16 protein-coding genes are annotated in these 15,726 nt (G+C 39.3%); 3 read left to right on the forward strand and 13 right to left on the reverse strand.

What is annotated here, in order from left to right; genetic code table 11:
• The first annotated feature begins 112 nt into the window (after positions 1-112).
• Positions 113-1,444: an ABC transporter substrate-binding protein gene (locus H6G68_RS09470; RefSeq protein WP_190906412.1), complete on the forward strand. Its 1,332-nt coding sequence runs from the start codon at positions 113-115 to the stop codon at positions 1,442-1,444.
• 15 nt (positions 1,445-1,459) lie between these two features.
• Here H6G68_RS09470 and H6G68_RS09475 read toward each other — a convergent pair whose 3' ends face one another.
• Together H6G68_RS09475 and H6G68_RS09480 are read right to left on the reverse strand one after the other, a co-directional pair.
• On the reverse strand, positions 1,460-2,221 hold the full coding sequence (locus H6G68_RS09475) for an isoprenyl transferase (RefSeq protein WP_190906413.1): 762 nt from the start codon (positions 2,219-2,221) through the stop codon (positions 1,460-1,462).
• A gap of 241 nt (positions 2,222-2,462) precedes the next feature.
• Positions 2,463-3,437 carry a ferritin-like domain-containing protein gene (locus tag H6G68_RS09480; RefSeq protein WP_242045204.1) on the reverse strand — a complete coding sequence of 325 codons (975 nt, stop codon included), beginning with the start codon at positions 3,435-3,437 and terminating at the stop codon, positions 2,463-2,465.
• A 204-nt stretch (positions 3,438-3,641) separates the two neighbouring features.
• Here H6G68_RS09480 and H6G68_RS09485 point away from each other — a divergent pair, with 204 nt between their 5' ends.
• Complete coding sequence (locus H6G68_RS09485; protein WP_190906414.1) at positions 3,642-3,929, forward strand: antibiotic biosynthesis monooxygenase; 288 nt, start codon at positions 3,642-3,644, stop codon at positions 3,927-3,929.
• Positions 3,930-4,079: 150 nt separating this feature from the next.
• Positions 4,080-6,494 carry a helix-turn-helix domain-containing protein gene (locus tag H6G68_RS09490; protein WP_190906415.1) on the forward strand — a complete coding sequence of 805 codons (2,415 nt, stop codon included), beginning with the start codon at positions 4,080-4,082 and terminating at the stop codon, positions 6,492-6,494.
• A gap of 122 nt (positions 6,495-6,616) precedes the next feature.
• On the opposite strand, the gene H6G68_RS09495 is transcribed toward H6G68_RS09490, so the two are convergent.
• The 11 genes from H6G68_RS09495 to H6G68_RS09545 form a co-directional block, all read right to left on the reverse strand.
• Complete coding sequence (locus H6G68_RS09495) at positions 6,617-7,255, reverse strand: Uma2 family endonuclease (RefSeq protein ID WP_190906416.1); 639 nt, start codon at positions 7,253-7,255, stop codon at positions 6,617-6,619.
• Positions 7,256-7,463: 208 nt separating this feature from the next.
• Complete coding sequence (locus tag H6G68_RS09500) at positions 7,464-8,066, reverse strand: hypothetical protein (protein WP_190906417.1); 603 nt, start codon at positions 8,064-8,066, stop codon at positions 7,464-7,466.
• Between the two features lie 42 nt (positions 8,067-8,108).
• The gene (locus H6G68_RS09505) at positions 8,109-9,134 is read right to left on the reverse strand and encodes a glucokinase (protein ID WP_190906418.1); all 1,026 of its coding nucleotides are present in this window, start codon (positions 9,132-9,134) and stop codon (positions 8,109-8,111) included.
• Positions 9,135-9,330: 196 nt separating this feature from the next.
• Positions 9,331-9,978, reverse strand: a complete 648-nt coding sequence (locus tag H6G68_RS09510) for a histidine phosphatase family protein (RefSeq protein WP_127053651.1) — start codon at positions 9,976-9,978, stop codon at positions 9,331-9,333.
• Positions 9,979-10,093: 115 nt separating this feature from the next.
• Positions 10,094-10,321, reverse strand: a complete 228-nt coding sequence (locus H6G68_RS09515) for a DUF433 domain-containing protein (RefSeq protein ID WP_190906499.1) — start codon at positions 10,319-10,321, stop codon at positions 10,094-10,096.
• A gap of 14 nt (positions 10,322-10,335) precedes the next feature.
• Positions 10,336-11,004 carry a ribonuclease T2 family protein gene (locus H6G68_RS09520; RefSeq protein ID WP_190906419.1) on the reverse strand — a complete coding sequence of 223 codons (669 nt, stop codon included), beginning with the start codon at positions 11,002-11,004 and terminating at the stop codon, positions 10,336-10,338.
• A 12-nt stretch (positions 11,005-11,016) separates the two neighbouring features.
• Positions 11,017-11,754, reverse strand: a complete 738-nt coding sequence (locus H6G68_RS09525; RefSeq protein WP_190906420.1) for an ABC transporter ATP-binding protein — start codon at positions 11,752-11,754, stop codon at positions 11,017-11,019.
• A 15-nt stretch (positions 11,755-11,769) separates the two neighbouring features.
• Entirely contained in the window at positions 11,770-12,558 is a 789-nt protein-coding gene (locus H6G68_RS09530; RefSeq protein WP_190906421.1) for an ABC transporter ATP-binding protein, read from the reverse strand.
• A 4-nt stretch (positions 12,559-12,562) separates the two neighbouring features.
• A complete protein-coding gene (locus H6G68_RS09535; RefSeq protein WP_190906422.1) occupies positions 12,563-13,489 on the reverse strand; it encodes a branched-chain amino acid ABC transporter permease in 927 nt (308 codons plus the stop codon).
• A 37-nt stretch (positions 13,490-13,526) separates the two neighbouring features.
• Entirely contained in the window at positions 13,527-14,477 is a 951-nt protein-coding gene (locus H6G68_RS09540) for a branched-chain amino acid ABC transporter permease (protein ID WP_190906423.1), read from the reverse strand.
• Positions 14,478-14,483: 6 nt separating this feature from the next.
• The gene (locus H6G68_RS09545; protein ID WP_190906424.1) at positions 14,484-15,725 is read right to left on the reverse strand and encodes an ABC transporter substrate-binding protein; all 1,242 of its coding nucleotides are present in this window, start codon (positions 15,723-15,725) and stop codon (positions 14,484-14,486) included.
• Position 15,726: the final 1 nt, after the last annotated feature.

The raw sequence follows: 15,726 nt of genomic DNA on the forward strand, positions 1-15,726 counted from the left end.
TTACAGCCAAATCCCAAGATAGTCACTCATAGCAGATGACTTAGCATGGAAGCATAAGTGAGTAATTGGTAGTAATTGTTAGTTTTTTAGCTACTGTTAATTAACCCTCAGCTTGGGCTGGCGAAAAAGCAAAAATTTACAACTCTATGTTACTAGCTTGCTGCTTGTGGGCTTACTAGCTTTAGGCGGATGTCAGCCTGTGCCATCGGTTAATGCAGCTAAAGTGATACATTTAACCCTGTGGCAGGGGGTAAATCCGCCGCCAAATCGGGATGTTTTGCAAAAGCTGGTAGACAAATTTAATCAAACCCACGCAGATATACAGGTTGAGTCTCTTTATGTGGGACAACAAGATCAGCAAACGCCAAAGATTTTGGCAGCGGTGGTAGGTAATGCCCCCCCTGATTTGTTGTGGTATAACCCGACAATTACCGGACAATTACTAGAGTTGGGTGCTATTTTAACTTTGGATGAGCAGTTAGAAAACTCACCAATCACAAAGGAAATTGACCCTACCTTGTATGCTTCAATGGAATACCAAGGTCAGATTTGGTCTGTACCCTTTGCGACAAATAACGTCGGTGTTTTTTATCGCCCAAGTTTGTTTCAAGCTGCCGCAATTACTCAATTACCCCGGACTTGGGAGGAGTTGCGGCAAGTTGCTAAGAAATTAATTCGTGATCAGAATGGCGATGGGCAACAACACCCGCATAGCGATCGCAAAATTGATCAACATGGTATGCTTCTGCCGCTGGGTAAGGGAGAGTTTACCGTCTTCACTTGGTTGCCATTTATGTGGAGTGGTGGCGGTGAATTGGTGAGTGGTGATTCCCAAAAAGCAGATGGAGTGGTGTTGGAAGAGAATCAAGGTGCGATCGCTGCTTTGCAATTTTGGCGGAATTTAATTACAGATGGTACGGCAGTACTATCTGAACCAGAACGGGGTTATGAGATCAATGCCTTGGTAACAGGTAAAGTGGCAATGCAGATCACAGTCCCGTGGAGTTTAGGGGAATTTAAACAGAGTGGTGTAGATTTTGGTGTTTTTCCCATTCCTGCGGGGAAACAACCTGCGACGGTTATTGGTGGCGAGAATCTATTCCTTTTTAAGACTACACCGGAACGGGAACAAGCCGCCTTTAAATTTGCTGAATATGCTTTGAGTGAAGAGTTTCAGACGGAATTAGCACTGGGAACAGGCTATTTACCAATCAATGTCAAATCTCGTCAAAGTGCCAAATATCAAGAGTTTCTCCAAAAACAGCCACAATTAAAGGTATTCTTAGATCAAGCAAAATTTGGGCGATCGCGTCCTATCTTTCCTGGTTATAATCGCGTTTCCGATAATTTAGGCAGGGCAATTGAAGCGGTGTTATTAGGTAAAAGTTCCCCAGCCGAAGCCCTCAAAGCATCTCAGCAGCGTTTGGATTTGATTTTTAAGTGAATTCAAGTTTTATTTTCAGGCAGATAGGGAAGGTTTAACTTGACCAAAACGGCGATCGCGTTTTTGGTAACTTAACAACGCCTGATGAAAGGCTACTCGGTCAAAATCTGGCCAGAGAATATCAGTAAAATACATCTCTGTATACGCCATTTGCCACAATAAAAAATTACTCAACCGCATTTCGCCACTGGTGCGAATCAGCAAATCTGGTTCTGGGATATCTGCTGTATAAAGGTATTTCGTCACCAGACTTTCATTTATTTCTTGGGGATTTATTTCTCCCAGTTGCACCAATTCCCCTAACTGACGACAGGCGGTGATTATTTCATTTCGGCTACCATAATTAACTGCCACATTAAAATGAATTGCCTGATTATTTGCAGTTTCTATCATCGAATGCTGCATTTCTGCTTGTAAAGACTTGGGTAAATCTGACAAATCACCAATAAACGAGATTCGCACACCTTCCCGGTGCATTTGTGCTAACTCTTGGCGCAAAAGTCGTTCAAACAACAGCATTAGAAAATCTACTTCTTCAGTTGGTCGTCGCCAATTTTCTGTAGAAAAAGCGTAAGCTGTAAGTGCTTTAATTCCCCAATCTTTACAACATCGTAATAGTTCCTTAAGCGTCCTCGCACCTTGGCGATGTCCAGCAATTCGGGGTAAACTTCGTCCTTTAGCCCATCGTCCATTACCATCCATAATAATAGCTACGTGTTGAGGTAAATTTTGAGGATTTAAATCGGCGGGTAATTTGGAGAATGGTTGAGTATTCATTTTTATTTGATGTAGAAAATTAATAAAGTTCAATCACAGATGAACACAGATAAACACAGATGAAGAATTTATCGGTGTTCATCCAATACGGTTCTGTTAAGATCCCCCCGTCTGCGGCGACCCCCTTAAAAAGGGGGTAAAAGAGAGTTAAAAGCCCCTCTTTTTAAGGGGGGTTGGGGGGATCTTCGATTTAAACGTTAACCGAACCGTATTGGGTGTTTATCTGTATTTATCTGTGTTTCTAAAAATCCTGAACCTGTATTTTTGCAAGATGGTTAAAATCTCTATCTTTCATTTCTTCACTCACAGAAACACCAAACAAGTCTTGTAAATAATCTGGTGTGAGGCTATTATTCCAACCCCACAAATGACGCATTGCAGAAGTGAAGGTAAAAATCAGAGTTGCTTTATTACTCAAAGTCCAAGAATTCCAATTGAGTGTTCCCATCATGCGACGCAGAGTCCGGATGAGGCTATTTCGCTGGTAATTTGGCGAACGTGTTTTCATCAGCGTCCGTCCAATGCGGATAATAGAAGTATCGGGGTAAAGCCATACCCCAAACCCCCAGAATTTCGTCATGTGGTTGATTTCATCCTGTACCAATTCCTCTAAAACCTCTTGAAGTGCGCCGGTGGTATGTGCCATCATCCACAGATAAAGACAAGTAGCACCGTATTCAGTCGCAACTCGGTGTAAGCCATGACGATATAAATCTTCGTAGGGGTCATTAGAAGGGAGATAACCCCGGACTATGCGAAATTTTGGGGTAATTTTCTCCCCTGTGAGTTGTGTATAAATCTTGATTAATGCCGGCGTGTGTTGACGTTCTTCTTTTTCCCACAAGCCTAACTCTAACAATTTACCATCTTCCGCCACAGTTCCCCCCACAAAACGAGCCATTTGAGGGTGTAATTTTGTTAAATATTGGCGGCTTGTTTGGGTATAGTCGCGGATGGGGGCTTCTGTATCCATCGCACCTATGAGAATAGATAGAAATATCTCTGGTTTAATACCAATTATTTGCCCACAATTTATTGCTTCCCAGTTAATAACTTTCCAAGGTCGGGTTTGGGGATTTTGAAATTGTAATGGTAAATCTTGCAATCGGTCTTGTAATTTGTCAACTGCGAGATAATGATTTATTAAGAAATTAATGCGGCGTTGTGTTTTTTGAATTGCTAAATTTGCGGTGTGTGGGGTGAGGGTGTTAAGCATATTTTTAAAACTTTGATTTTTACCTCTTTACCCCATAGCTTAAGCAACCCCCCTATTGTTTGTCAGTCGGGTGAAGTAGGGTAAAAAGTCGGTTGTGCGATGTATATTTATGGTCAAATCTTATGTTGACAGGTTATAATGCGTTGCAGCGGTGGATATTACACTACCGTTAGGGACTTTTAAAGACCATAAAGCAAAACATTTATGATTACCATACTGGCTAAAGCATTCATTGAAGACCTGGAAAAATTCGTCGGTGTATTCTCAACTCGTGGTGTTGAGATGCGGAAAAAACACGGCAGTAAAGGTTCTGAGATATTTAAAGTTGTGGCAGAAGAGAATACAGTCTGGGTACTATTTGAATGGGAAAATAAAGAAGCTTTTGAAGAATTTCTCAATGATCCAATGGTTCAGGAAACGATGAAATCAAGTGGCACAATTGGTAAACCTGAGTTTATTATCCTAGATAAAATTGGTGAGTTTCCCGGTTAAGCTAATATAGAAATGAGGCGTGTAACATTTCTATACAGTTAGACAAGTCGGAAAAAAAGTCGGATTGGGGGCAATTTATCCGAAAATGTAGGCGGTGAAATTGTAGAGAGGACTATTAATTTTGATCTAAACTACCCTCGTCGTGGCAAAATGGAAGCTGAAGCAGCATTAGCATGGTTAGAAACCATAATTCCTGCTCAGACCGGGGAACGGTTGAGCGATTTGCAAAAAGTTATACTTCAGCAAGTTTGGTATGGTCGCAAATACTTCGATATTGCCATTTATTATGGCTGTACTGAAGGACACGCCAAAGATGTTGGTTCTCAGTTGTGGAAGTTGCTTTCTCAAGCACTGCGGCAAAAGATTACTAAAGGTAATTGTCGCGCAATTCTGGAACGATGTATTAAGAAAACAGGTGTAATTTCTAGTTTACTTGATTCCCTCCCTCACCACCTCCCAGAAACGCCAAACCTCGCTGTACAACGAGAAGATAGCAATTTTATAGGCAGAAAAAATGCGATCGCACATCTCAATACTTTGGTGAATCAAGGATCTAAAGTGATTGTCATCCAAGGGGAAGGCGGTTTAGGTAAAACTACTCTAGCCCAGCAATATCTGCAAAATCAAGGTTTTGAGTTGGTTTTAGAGTTGCTGATGGCCAAGGAAACTCAAAACATCACCCCAGCAGAACGAGTGGTTGAAGAGTGGTTAAAACAAGACTTTCACGAAGAACCAGGGGTAGAATTTGGGGTGACATTGGGACGACTGAAGCGCCAACTCCACAACCGGCGCATTGGGATATTAATTGATAACCTAGAACCTGCCCTAGACCACCAAGGACGCTTGATTACCCCTCACCGCAACTATGTGGAACTATTGCGGGTTTTAGCTGATGCTAGGGTGCAATCTGTGACGATAATTACGAGTCGCGATCGCCTGAGTGAACCTGGGCTGAATGTCAATCACTATCGGCTTCCTGGCTTAGATTGTACTGTATGGCGACAATTTTTTAGCGCACGGTTAAGCCTACCCATCGACTCACCCACTCTGCAAATTATCCATCACGCCTATGGTGGAAATGCGAAAGCAATGGGTATTCTCTGCGGTGCAATTCAGGAAGATTTTGATGGTGATATGATTGCTTATTGGCAAGAAAATCATGCAGACCCCCTAGCGGTGACAGACTTAAAAAATTTAGCTGTGAGTCAAATTAACCGTCTACAAAATCTTGATTCCCAAGCATATCGCCTACTTTGCCGTTTGGGATGTTATCGTTACCAAGATGTACCCACCATCCCATCACAAGGACTGATTTGTTTACTTTGGGATGTACCAATTTCTCAACATCGTCAAATCATTGCTTCTTTAAGAAATCGGTCTTTAATTGAATGTCGCAAAGGTGAATATTGGCTGCATCCAGTGATTCGGGCAGAAGCGTTAACGCGGGTTGACAATAATGAATGGAAAACTGCTAACCAAAAAGCCGCAGAATTCTGGACAGCCACTATTTCAAAAATTGAAACTTTTCCAGATGCTTTACAAGCACTAGAAGCTTATTATCATTATGTAGAAATCAATGAGTTTGAGTTAGCAGCTAAGGTAATCCTCAAAAGTCGTGATAATCAATGGCGGCAGTTTTTGCCCCTTGGAAGTACGCTTTATCGTATGGGTTTTATTCAACCTGTACTTACTGCTATCACTCAGATTATTGGCGATATTAAAAATGACCAAAATCTAACTGAATTATATAATATTTTAGGTGATTTGTATTGGATAACAGGTAAAATTGATTTAGCCATTGCCTGTCAAGAAAAAACTATCACCTTAGCGACACAAGCGCTTAAATCAATAGTTCCCCAACCAGAGAATAAACATAAAGTCTACTATCTGCGAATGCTAGAAGTAGACTCTCTCTTAAGTATGGGTCTTTACAAAATAGATTTGTGGGAACTAGAGGCATCTGCAAGCTTATTTCAACAGGTAATTTACCTAGCTCAAAATACTGATCATCATCGCTGGGCAGAAAAAGCTTCTGTGTGTTTAGCTTTAGTAAATTCTTATTTAGGAAAGCGAGAGGCATCTTATTTACTAGCAGATGCAGCCTATCAAAATATTACTACAGAAAACCTTTTAGAACAAGCAGGAAGATTTGCATATTTTATTCAGATTCTCGGTCAAACCTATGTCAATTTAGGGGACTTTTCTAAGGGAAAGGAGATGTTTCACAACGCCCTAAATTTTGCTGAGGAAAGTAATTATATGCAGGTAAAAGCCAAAACTCTCAATGGTTTGGCAGAAATACATCGACAACAAGCTGATTTTCAATTAGCCCTGAATAATCATACAGAAGCAATTGAACTTTTGGATAAAATAGGCGCTAAATGTGATTTAGCTGAAGCTTATTTTCAACTAGGTTTAACTTATCGAAATATGAGAAAGTTTGATGAAAGTCAAGAAAATTTTTACCAGGCAATTCAGCTATTTAAAGAAATGAAAGCACCCAAACAGGTAGAAAAAGTTTTAAAATTTTGTTCTACCGTAAGAGTGGGAGGCGGAGCCTCCTGATAGGCATTCCCAGTCAATTGAGGCAGAGGGTAGCCGGGGGAAAAATTGACAATTTAAGTAAAAAATTCCCCGCCTCATCCCTGAAATTAGACCAGCCGCAATTAAATTGAATTTTCAATTAGTTATTGCTGAAATTCAGTTAATAACCAAGCACAAACTTGACCATGATTCATCATTCGAGTTCGTTGTAATGCTTCATTGAGTAAAGTTATGGATAATCCTGATAAAACTTGAGATTGAGTAATTCTTCTACTGCCGCCATTTTCCATCGCAAAAGCAATTATCTGCACATTCTGCACATCAACTATCCAATATTCAGCTACACCTAAATCCTCATATATTAATCTTTTTTCACCCTTATCATCAGCCAGGGAATTATGAGCAACCTCAATGACTAAATTTGGCGGTGGATAAATATCTAGATTAATGATGGAAGTACCGTAGGGAATAATATTGGCATTTTCTCCAATGTAGTAAGATACATCAGGTTGAGCATCCAAGCCTATTTTTTGGTAAGTACAGTTATCTTTACCATTCATATCAATGCCTTTGGTAGCCACAAAAATGCCAATAGCAGAGATAATAATTGTATGATCGCTGGCGTGGTCATTGCCCACGGATGGCATTTCCACCCTCATTTGTCCATTGTGGTAGTAGGTTTTAGCTTTTTCATCAACACGATTGTCAATGGTTTGCATATATTGATCCCACGTTCCTACTATCCAGGTGTCAGTTGGTAATTGTGGTTTAATTTCGCTCATATCGTAATTTTAATTATGAGGATGTTGTGGCTAATATTCGGCAAAGTTTTACAATACTAACTAATTATAAGGCTAAAGCCCTTACACACAAATTTCGTCCAATATCGCTCAATTTACCCTCATCCCATACGACTGGAAGTCGAGGCTAAAAACATCTAAAATGCATTTAGCCCGCCTACGCGGGCTTTGCTTGTCTAGCCCCAGATTTTCACTTTCTCAAAACCAATTGAAAGGAATTCAAATACCCCGTGATGGTTTTAGCTAAAGTCGAACGCTGTTTTTTAGAAACTATACCTATGACCTGATACAAGCGCCCTTCCGCAACATACATTCTGTTGATAGTTACCTTACCAGCGGAATCTACATACTCAATTTCTTTCCCCGGTTGCCCATTGGAACTACGAATATTACGTTGACTAACTAAATTGCTTTGTGTAGCTTTTAAGGTGTTATCCTGGGCTTGATTCAAGATTTTTTGGGGGTTAGTCATTTGAGCATAGCTATAGGGAAATTCATTGTAAGTTACTAAATATGCAACTTCCTGTTCTGGTGGTTGGGTGGCAAATATTTCTAATTTTATTTCTCCCATGTAGGTTTTTTGGACTTGAGTTTTTCTTTTCGGTCTTCCTGGCATTAAAACCTGAAAACTTTTATCTGGGGGAGTGAATACCTTCCATTTTGGCTGCACTACTTTAGGAACAGTCGGTTTACTAGGAGAAACCGCTGGTTTGGGTTGACGCGCTTCGGCTGAAACATAACCACTGTATACAAAAGTGGCAACGATGAAAGGTAGTAAAATTTTGATAGTCATATTTATAGCATTCGCAGATGCAGATTTGATGGTTTCTGCTATTTATAACCTAGCTGCACACACAGCCGCACCAATTAATCCTACTTGTTGATTAAGAATTATATGTACGGGTATTTCTTCTAAAATCGAGCGCATTCTGCCTTTTTGGGTGAAGTTTAATAAGAAGCTCCCATTCTGCATTAAAGGCAGGATTTTGGGTGCGATGCCACCCGCAATGTATAATCCACCGTGGGGTAAGAGTTTGAGGGCGAGATTGCCGGCTTCTGCACCGTAAGCCTCTATAAATAGTTGCATGGTTTGTTCAGAAAGGCGATCGCTTTTAGCCAAGGCTGCACTCCCAATAACCGCACCAGGATCGACTGTTTTTTCTGATTTTCCCGCTTCTTGTTCCCAACTTCTGACAACTTGGGAAATTTCTGGTGATTCGGTGGCTAATTGTCTATCTCGCAAAAATTGGTAAATGGAAGTAATCCCTAAGCCGGAAACAACCCTTTCTACAGAAGCCCGTTGAATACCATGTTTATCCAATAAGTATTTCAACAACTGAAATTCTAACTCGGTGCGGGGTGCAAAATCTGCGTGTCCACCTTCTGAGGGAAAAACATGATAATGATTTCCCTGTTTAATTAAAAATCCTTGTCCTAAGCCAGTTCCCGCACCAATAACCGCCATTGGCGCTTCTGGTTGGTGTTTACCAACTTGTAAAGTCAGCAAATCTTGTTTAGTTAAACCAAAAATGCCATAGCCCACAGCCGCAAAGTCATTAATTAGGGAAATGGAGAGAATACCTAATTCTTGGGCTAAACGTTCTGTATCTAAAAACCATGTTAAGTTAGTTAGTCTGGCAGTATTTTTAACTACTGGGCCGGCAATTCCAAAACAGGCTTTTTCGGGTGTGGATGTATTCGCAGTTGCCAAAAACTTCTGCACTATCGGCACTAAATCAGCAAAATCCCCACTGCGGTAACTCTCCTCATAAAGAGTTTTTAACCCTAATGAATCTGAGGATTCCACCAAGCGCAAAATAGTTTTCGTCCCACCAATATCTCCTGCTAGTAGCAATGTCATAAAATTTATCAGTTAGTTACTTGTGCTGTAATTATTTAGCTATCAGCAAACAGCAGTTAGATTTTTCAGGTTTACGCCAAAAATCACTACTTGATCATCTACTGATTTATCAAATATTCTGACTCCTGAACGGCAGTTGCTTTATGCCGGGGAACCCGTCCACCGCACTGCCTCCTCCTGACTCCTGACTCCTGACTTATACAAATCTCACCATTTCTTCTATTTGAGTCAAATGGGAAGTATCTCCCTTTAGTTCTAGCAACCATTCTGACTCTTGACGTACGACTTTAACTAAAGAACATAAGGAAGCTTTAACTTCTGTTTTAGCAATTTCGCCAACTAGTCCCATTGCTCCCCCCAGTACAGAAGCGCCATGTGCTATCAGTAGGATATCATCTGGGAAGAATTCAGCCGCTAGACATCTGGCTGTTTGTCCAGAACGTTCCCGCACTTTTTCATGGGTTTCGGGGTATTGTGCGGCAATGCGTGATGTGTAGCTGGTGTCAATTCTGGGGAATAATGCTGCTAAAGCTAGTGTAGAGTGTCTTTTTGGTTCTTCTGTCATCCATTCTGGATTTAGCCACTCACTTAAGCCTGTTTCTAATTTAATTGGTAAATTCAGCACTTCTGCAACTGCGTTAGCTGTTTGTACTGTTCGCAGAAATGGAGAAGCGAAAATCTGGGATATTTTTTCACCTTTGAGACGTTTTGCTAGTTGTTGCGCCTGCACCATGCCATCATCTGATAAAGGTGGATCATACCTTTTTTCGGCGGTGAGAAACCAATCAGGGTTGACAAAGTCGAGGCGGTTGGCGTGTCTTGCGATCCAGATGATTTGACTCATGGGGGGAAATTTTACAGGTATAATCAGGTGCAATTTAAATATTAGGACATAAGTGTTATATTTCGTAATTTAGCTAGAAATCGCATTATCCTGCCTGAGTTGATAATGGTAGAGTTTATAAAGTTTCCTCACGCATACACTCAGCCGCAAACGCGAAAACGGCCTGTAATGCTTCGGGTGTAAGTGTAGGATAATTATCAAGAATTTGTTCTTGTGACCATCCAGCAGCAAACAAACCTAACAGAAATTCTACTGAAAGACGAGTACCTTTAACAGTTGGTTTACCTAGCAAGATCTGTGAATCTGAATGAATATATTTATTGTTCCCATGCCTTAAATTTATTCAATTTTACCTAACTACCTCACATTTCTCACCAAAAAATTAGCCTGACCACAACTTTTTCGAGAACGTCTCAAAATTTCTTCGCTACAAATACCAGCTTGACCATCTTTAGAATAGCAAAAGAAGACTTCTTTTAAAAACCTGCCAGAATCAGAACAATATGGTGCTATACTATCAACATTAAATTTGCTATTAGCACTTACAAAGGCAGTTTTCAAATCTTTCACTGTAGTGCGAAAAGGTTTGTCAGGACGATTATAATCTGTGGGAATAACTAGAGAATATTTTAACTGTCTACTTAATGCTAGATATTCGATAGGTTTTTTACCCGAACAAGTTCCATGTTTTTCCCATTCATGATTATAAAGCTTCTCATTGGGAAATAAACCTCTAAACTTTTGTTTGACTAATGGCGGTAATTTTTCAGTTGTACAGTTAGCGGGATAACCTTTTTGATATTGTGGCCAAAGACCATGTAGAACAAAACCATATTTCTTTCCTGGTTTGCACTGCTGGGGGTCACGATTACCATTTTTAGCACAATAATCAGGCGACCAAGATAGAGTTAATACATAAAAATCAAATTTACCCGGAGTACCAGGTTTTTGAGCAGCAGCGATATCAGGTAATGCTAGGCTAGTTATTAATAAGGAAGATGCGACTAAAAATTGCTGAAGCTGCATAATTTCAATTCTTTAACCTAAATAAGCCTTTTTAACTCGCTCATCAGTAATTAACTCTGATGCTGCACCGGTTAAAGTGATAGAACCAGCTTCTAAAACATAACCGCGATCTGCAATTTGCAAAGCTAAATTAGCGTTTTGTTCAACAAGTAAAATAGTAACACCTGTATCCCGCAAATTTTGAATAATTGCAAAAATTTCTTTAACGATAGCAGGTGCTAAACCTAAACTTGGTTCATCTAAAAGTAAAAGTTTCGGTCTACTCATTAAGGCACGAGCTATGGCTAACATTTGTTGTTCACCACCGCTGAGAGTTCCTGCTAGTTGGTTGCGTCTTTGTGCTAACCTAGGAAATAGCTGAAATTGCTTTTGAATATCCGTCTGTATCTCTTTATTATCTGAACGAATATAAGCACCCAACAGCAAGTTATCAAAAACTGTTTGTTTGGCTAATACTCTTCTTCCTTCAGGAGAATGAGCGATACCTAACTTGACAACTTCATGAGCTTGACGACGAGTAATATTACGTCCGCTATAAAGAATATTTCCACTTTGAGAATTAACTATTTTGGAGATAGCGCGGAGGGTGGTAGTTTTACCAGCACCATTAGCACCTATCAACGTCACCACTTCACCCCTGTTAATAGTTAAATTAATTTTTTTCAAAGCTCTTATACCGCCATAGCTAACATCAAGCTCTTGCAATTCTAATACTATTTCATCAATTAATTGTCGTTGAGCGGCGTTCATCAGTGGTTTAAATCCTCATTCAGTTCCTAAATAAGCTTCGATTACAGCAGGGTTATTTCTCACTATAGATGGTTCACCCAAAGCAATCAATTGTCCAAAATCTAAAACTGCAATTGTGTCACACAAACCCATGACTAATGGTACATGATGCTCAATCAGGATAATCGTTAAATTAAAGCGATAGCGCAAATTGCGAATAAATTCACTTAACTGCTGTTTTTCACTAGGGTTCATCCCGGCCGCAGGTTCATCCAAGAGTAAAATTTGCGGTTCTAAAGCTAAAGCACGAGCTATTTCTAATCGACGTTGATCACCGTAGGCTAAGTTTTTGGCTTTTTCTTCTGCACGAGATGTCAAACCAATCAACTCTAATAATTCTAAAGCTTTCTGTTTACTTTTATTTTCCTCATTCGCTGCAAATGGTAAACCTAAAATACCTGTGATTATATTAGTTTTATTATGCAAATGTCTGGCAATTATCACATTTTCTAAAGCTGATAAATCTCCAAATAATCGAATGTTTTGAAAAGTTCTAGCAATACCTAAACTAGCAATTTGATACGGTTTAAGTTGAGAAATTTCTTTACCTTGATAAAGTAATTTGCCGCTAGAAGGGGGAATTAAAGCTGTAATTAAATTAAACATTGTGGTTTTACCAGCACCATTAGGACCAATTAAACCAAAAATTTCCTGTTTATTTACTGTAAATGAAACATTATTTACCGCTACTAAACCGCCAAAACTGCGGGTTAATTCCTTCATTTCTAAAATAATGTTTGTGCTTTTTTCCTGAGTGATTTCCATATAACTATTGTTTAATTCTGCGTAACTTTTTGAAAATATCTGGAGTCACTAAACCTTGAGGAAAAAATATTGTACCAATGACAATTAATAACCCAAAAATAATTAATCTACCATCTCTTAAAAAATGCGCTAACCAATCTGGAAACCCAGTTGTTTCCGCTAAATTTCTTAAAATTTCCGGTAAGGCTGTAAATACCATTCCTCCTAAGACCGAACCTAAAAAGGTTCTAGAACCACCAATTAATACAAAAGTTAAGTAGATAATACTAGCATCAAATGTTCCTTGACGAGCATTCCAAGTATTGAGAAAGTGGGCGCTAATTGCACCGACAATACCAGCGAGAATTGCTCCTAAAGTAAAGGCTAAAACTTTATGGTAAGTAGGGTTAATTCCCATTGCACCCGCTGCTAATTCATCTTCACGAATAGCAATAAAAGCCCTACCAACACGAATACGTTCTAGGCGATAAAGTACCAGCATACTAATAATTAATAATGGCAGCGCAATCCATAAATATTCAATCGATGTTTGGAAAGGTTGAGGAATGCCAAAAATGCCAACAGCACCACCTGTAATTTCTAAATTCAGGGAAATAACCCGCAACACTTCCACAAATGCGATGGTGGCTATTGCTAAATAAATTCCCCGTAATCTTAACGCGGGAACGCCCACAACAACACCTAATAATCCCGAAATAATCCCAGCGATTAACATCTCTAATAACAGCAGAGGAATAGGAAATAATTCACTGTTAGATGTAAAGACTTTGGTAGAAAGAATCGCTGCAATATAGCCACCTAAAGCATAAAATCCAGGGCTGGCTAGAGATAATTGACCGGTCATTAATGGTAAGTAAAGTGATAGACCTAGCAGCGAACCTAAGACCATTGAGACAATTAAAGAACCGTAAGTTGAGAAAAATTCATTCATAATTCTTCAGAAAATATTGGCAATAATTTCTATGTTTCTACACCTTTTGAATAAATTTCTTACCGAGTAAACCTTGGGGTCTAATTAATAGCATAATAAATAATATGCCAAAAGCAACAGCATCTTTATAGCCAGAATATTCACTAGGTACTAAAGCCTCTATTACGCCAATAACTAAACCTCCTAAAACCGCACCGGGAATACTCCCTAAACCACCTAAAACAATGACGGCTAAACCCCGTAAACCAAAACCAATCCCGAAATAAGGACCAGCAATACTCACACTAGAAGCCACCAAAGTTCCAGCTAATCCCGCTAAGAAACTGCTGATAAAAAATGTGAGGACAATAAACTGATCTGTGTTAATTCCTAACAAACTTGCGGTTACTTGATCTTCGGCGATCGCTTGCATTGCTTTCCCATATTTTGTAGAATTAATAAAGTAGGTGAGAATCGCCACAATTACTACAGAAACGCCAAAAATTACCAATTGTACACTGCGAATTGGAATTGGTTTATCTACACTACCAAAATTAATTGCTGCGGGTAAATTACCAAAAGTGTCAGCAGGGAAAGTATAACTTTCTGCTCCTACTAAATATTGAATTAAATTGACAATGACTACCGCCACACCCAAACTAGAAACCACAGTTAATAACGGGTCAGAACCTTTCCGGCGCAGAGGTTGAAAAGCGATACGTTCCATCACAACCCCTACTAAACCTGCCAAGGTACTACCTAAAATCAAAGATATTGCAAAGGGCAATTTTACAGGTAAAGCCGCATTAGCTAACAAACCACTAAAGCCAAAATTACCGCCCATGAGTGCATAAGTAAAATATGCCCCCAAAGTAAAAATTGCCCCATGTGCTAAATTAATGATGCCCAAAATTGAGTAAACCAAGGTATACCCCAAAGCAAAAATTGCGTAAACACTGCCAATGGATAACCCGTTTAATAATTGTTGTAAAACTAGACTGAAATCCATGTACAGTTATTTAATGAATGTGAATTTACCATTGTTGCCATCTTTATCCATTTTGATTTGAGCAACATAAAAATCTTTCTGTACGACTTCACCAATTGGCGTGAAAGAAATTTCTCCCAAAGGTGTATCATATTTTCCGGCTAGGATTTGTTTATTAAGTTCATTTCTTAACTGTGGCAGTTGTAATTTATTAACTTTAGTTTTATTATCTAAAGCCTTGAGTGCTTCCACATAAACCTGTAACGCCGTAAAAGCTTGGGCGCTAAGTTGAGGTGGTTCTTTCTTGTATTGTTCTAAATAAGTTTTACGAAAGATTTTGTTAATGTCATTATCATGTTCTGGACTGTATGCTTGAGCAATAATTACTCCATCACAAAGAGCCTTACAAACAGGTAATATGTTTGAAGTATTTAAACCATTTCCACCAATAATTAAACCTTTATAACCTAGTTCTCGTAATTGACGAACTAAGTTTCCACCATCAGCAGTCAATCCAGAAATAATCACTAAATCTGGTTTTAAATTAATAGCATTAGTTGCTTGGTTTTGAAAATCAGTGTCAGTAGTTTGGAATTTTTGAACTGTAACTATTTCTAGTCCAGTATCCTTAACGGTCTTTTGAAAAATTTCTGTTTCTGATTTATTGAATGCATCATTTTGCGCGTAAAAAATCGCAACTTTTTTAATATTAGGATTTTGCTTGAATGCGGCTTTTACTGCATTAGGTGCAACGGTAGCAATGGGTGCAGATACACGGGAAATATAGTCACCAAGTTCAGGAATACCTTTAGCAGTATTCGAGCCTGCAACTACTGGAACTTTAGCACGGTCAGCAACGGGATCAGCACTAAAAGCCTGTTGTGATAAAGTTGGTCCAACAATACCCACGACTTTATCTTTGTTGATTAAAGTTTGAAAAGCATTAATTGCTCCTGCTTCATCACCACCTGTATCTTGTATTACTAATTTAATGGGTGTACCATTAACGCCACCTTGATCATTAAAATACTTTTGGGCGATTTTTACACCTGCAAGTCCTTCTTGACCAAGTAAGGCAACATTACTAGTTTGGGCAAAAGCGATACCAATGGGGATAGCACCAGATGTAGTGCTTGTTGTATTGTTGCTTGTCGCAGTACCAGGGGTATTAGTTATGGAATTATTTCTAGTGTCACCACCACCGCAAGCTGTCAGCAGCAGGGTACAAGTAGCCAAGAATGTAGTTGTCAGCGCAGCAGGTCTTTTCATT

The sequence above is a fragment of the Anabaena catenula FACHB-362 genome (assembly GCF_014698735.1).
Classification (GTDB): Bacteria; Cyanobacteriota; Cyanobacteriia; order Cyanobacteriales; family Nostocaceae; genus Anabaena; species Anabaena variabilis_A.

Bases quoted from the DNA above. Each gene is read 5' to 3' on its own strand.
- H6G68_RS09475 (WP_190906413.1), bottom strand. From the start codon at position 2,221: ATGAATACTCAACCATTCTCCAAATTACCCGCCGATTTAAATCCTCAA.
- H6G68_RS09480 (WP_242045204.1), bottom strand. From the start codon at position 3,437: ATGCTTAACACCCTCACCCCACACACCGCAAATTTAGCAATTCAAAAA.
- H6G68_RS09485 (WP_190906414.1), top strand. From the start codon at position 3,642: ATGATTACCATACTGGCTAAAGCATTCATTGAAGACCTGGAAAAATTC.
- H6G68_RS09490 (WP_190906415.1), top strand. From the start codon at position 4,080: ATGGAAGCTGAAGCAGCATTAGCATGGTTAGAAACCATAATTCCTGCT.
- H6G68_RS09495 (WP_190906416.1), bottom strand. From the start codon at position 7,255: ATGAGCGAAATTAAACCACAATTACCAACTGACACCTGGATAGTAGGA.
- H6G68_RS09500 (WP_190906417.1), bottom strand. From the start codon at position 8,066: ATGACTATCAAAATTTTACTACCTTTCATCGTTGCCACTTTTGTATAC.
- H6G68_RS09505 (WP_190906418.1), bottom strand. From the start codon at position 9,134: ATGACATTGCTACTAGCAGGAGATATTGGTGGGACGAAAACTATTTTG.
- H6G68_RS09510 (WP_127053651.1), bottom strand. From the start codon at position 9,978: ATGAGTCAAATCATCTGGATCGCAAGACACGCCAACCGCCTCGACTTT.
- H6G68_RS09520 (WP_190906419.1), bottom strand. From the start codon at position 11,004: ATGCAGCTTCAGCAATTTTTAGTCGCATCTTCCTTATTAATAACTAGC.
- H6G68_RS09525 (WP_190906420.1), bottom strand. From the start codon at position 11,754: ATGAACGCCGCTCAACGACAATTAATTGATGAAATAGTATTAGAATTG.
- H6G68_RS09530 (WP_190906421.1), bottom strand. From the start codon at position 12,558: ATGGAAATCACTCAGGAAAAAAGCACAAACATTATTTTAGAAATGAAG.
- H6G68_RS09535 (WP_190906422.1), bottom strand. From the start codon at position 13,489: ATGAATGAATTTTTCTCAACTTACGGTTCTTTAATTGTCTCAATGGTC.
- H6G68_RS09540 (WP_190906423.1), bottom strand. From the start codon at position 14,477: ATGGATTTCAGTCTAGTTTTACAACAATTATTAAACGGGTTATCCATT.
- H6G68_RS09545 (WP_190906424.1), bottom strand. From the start codon at position 15,725: ATGAAAAGACCTGCTGCGCTGACAACTACATTCTTGGCTACTTGTACC.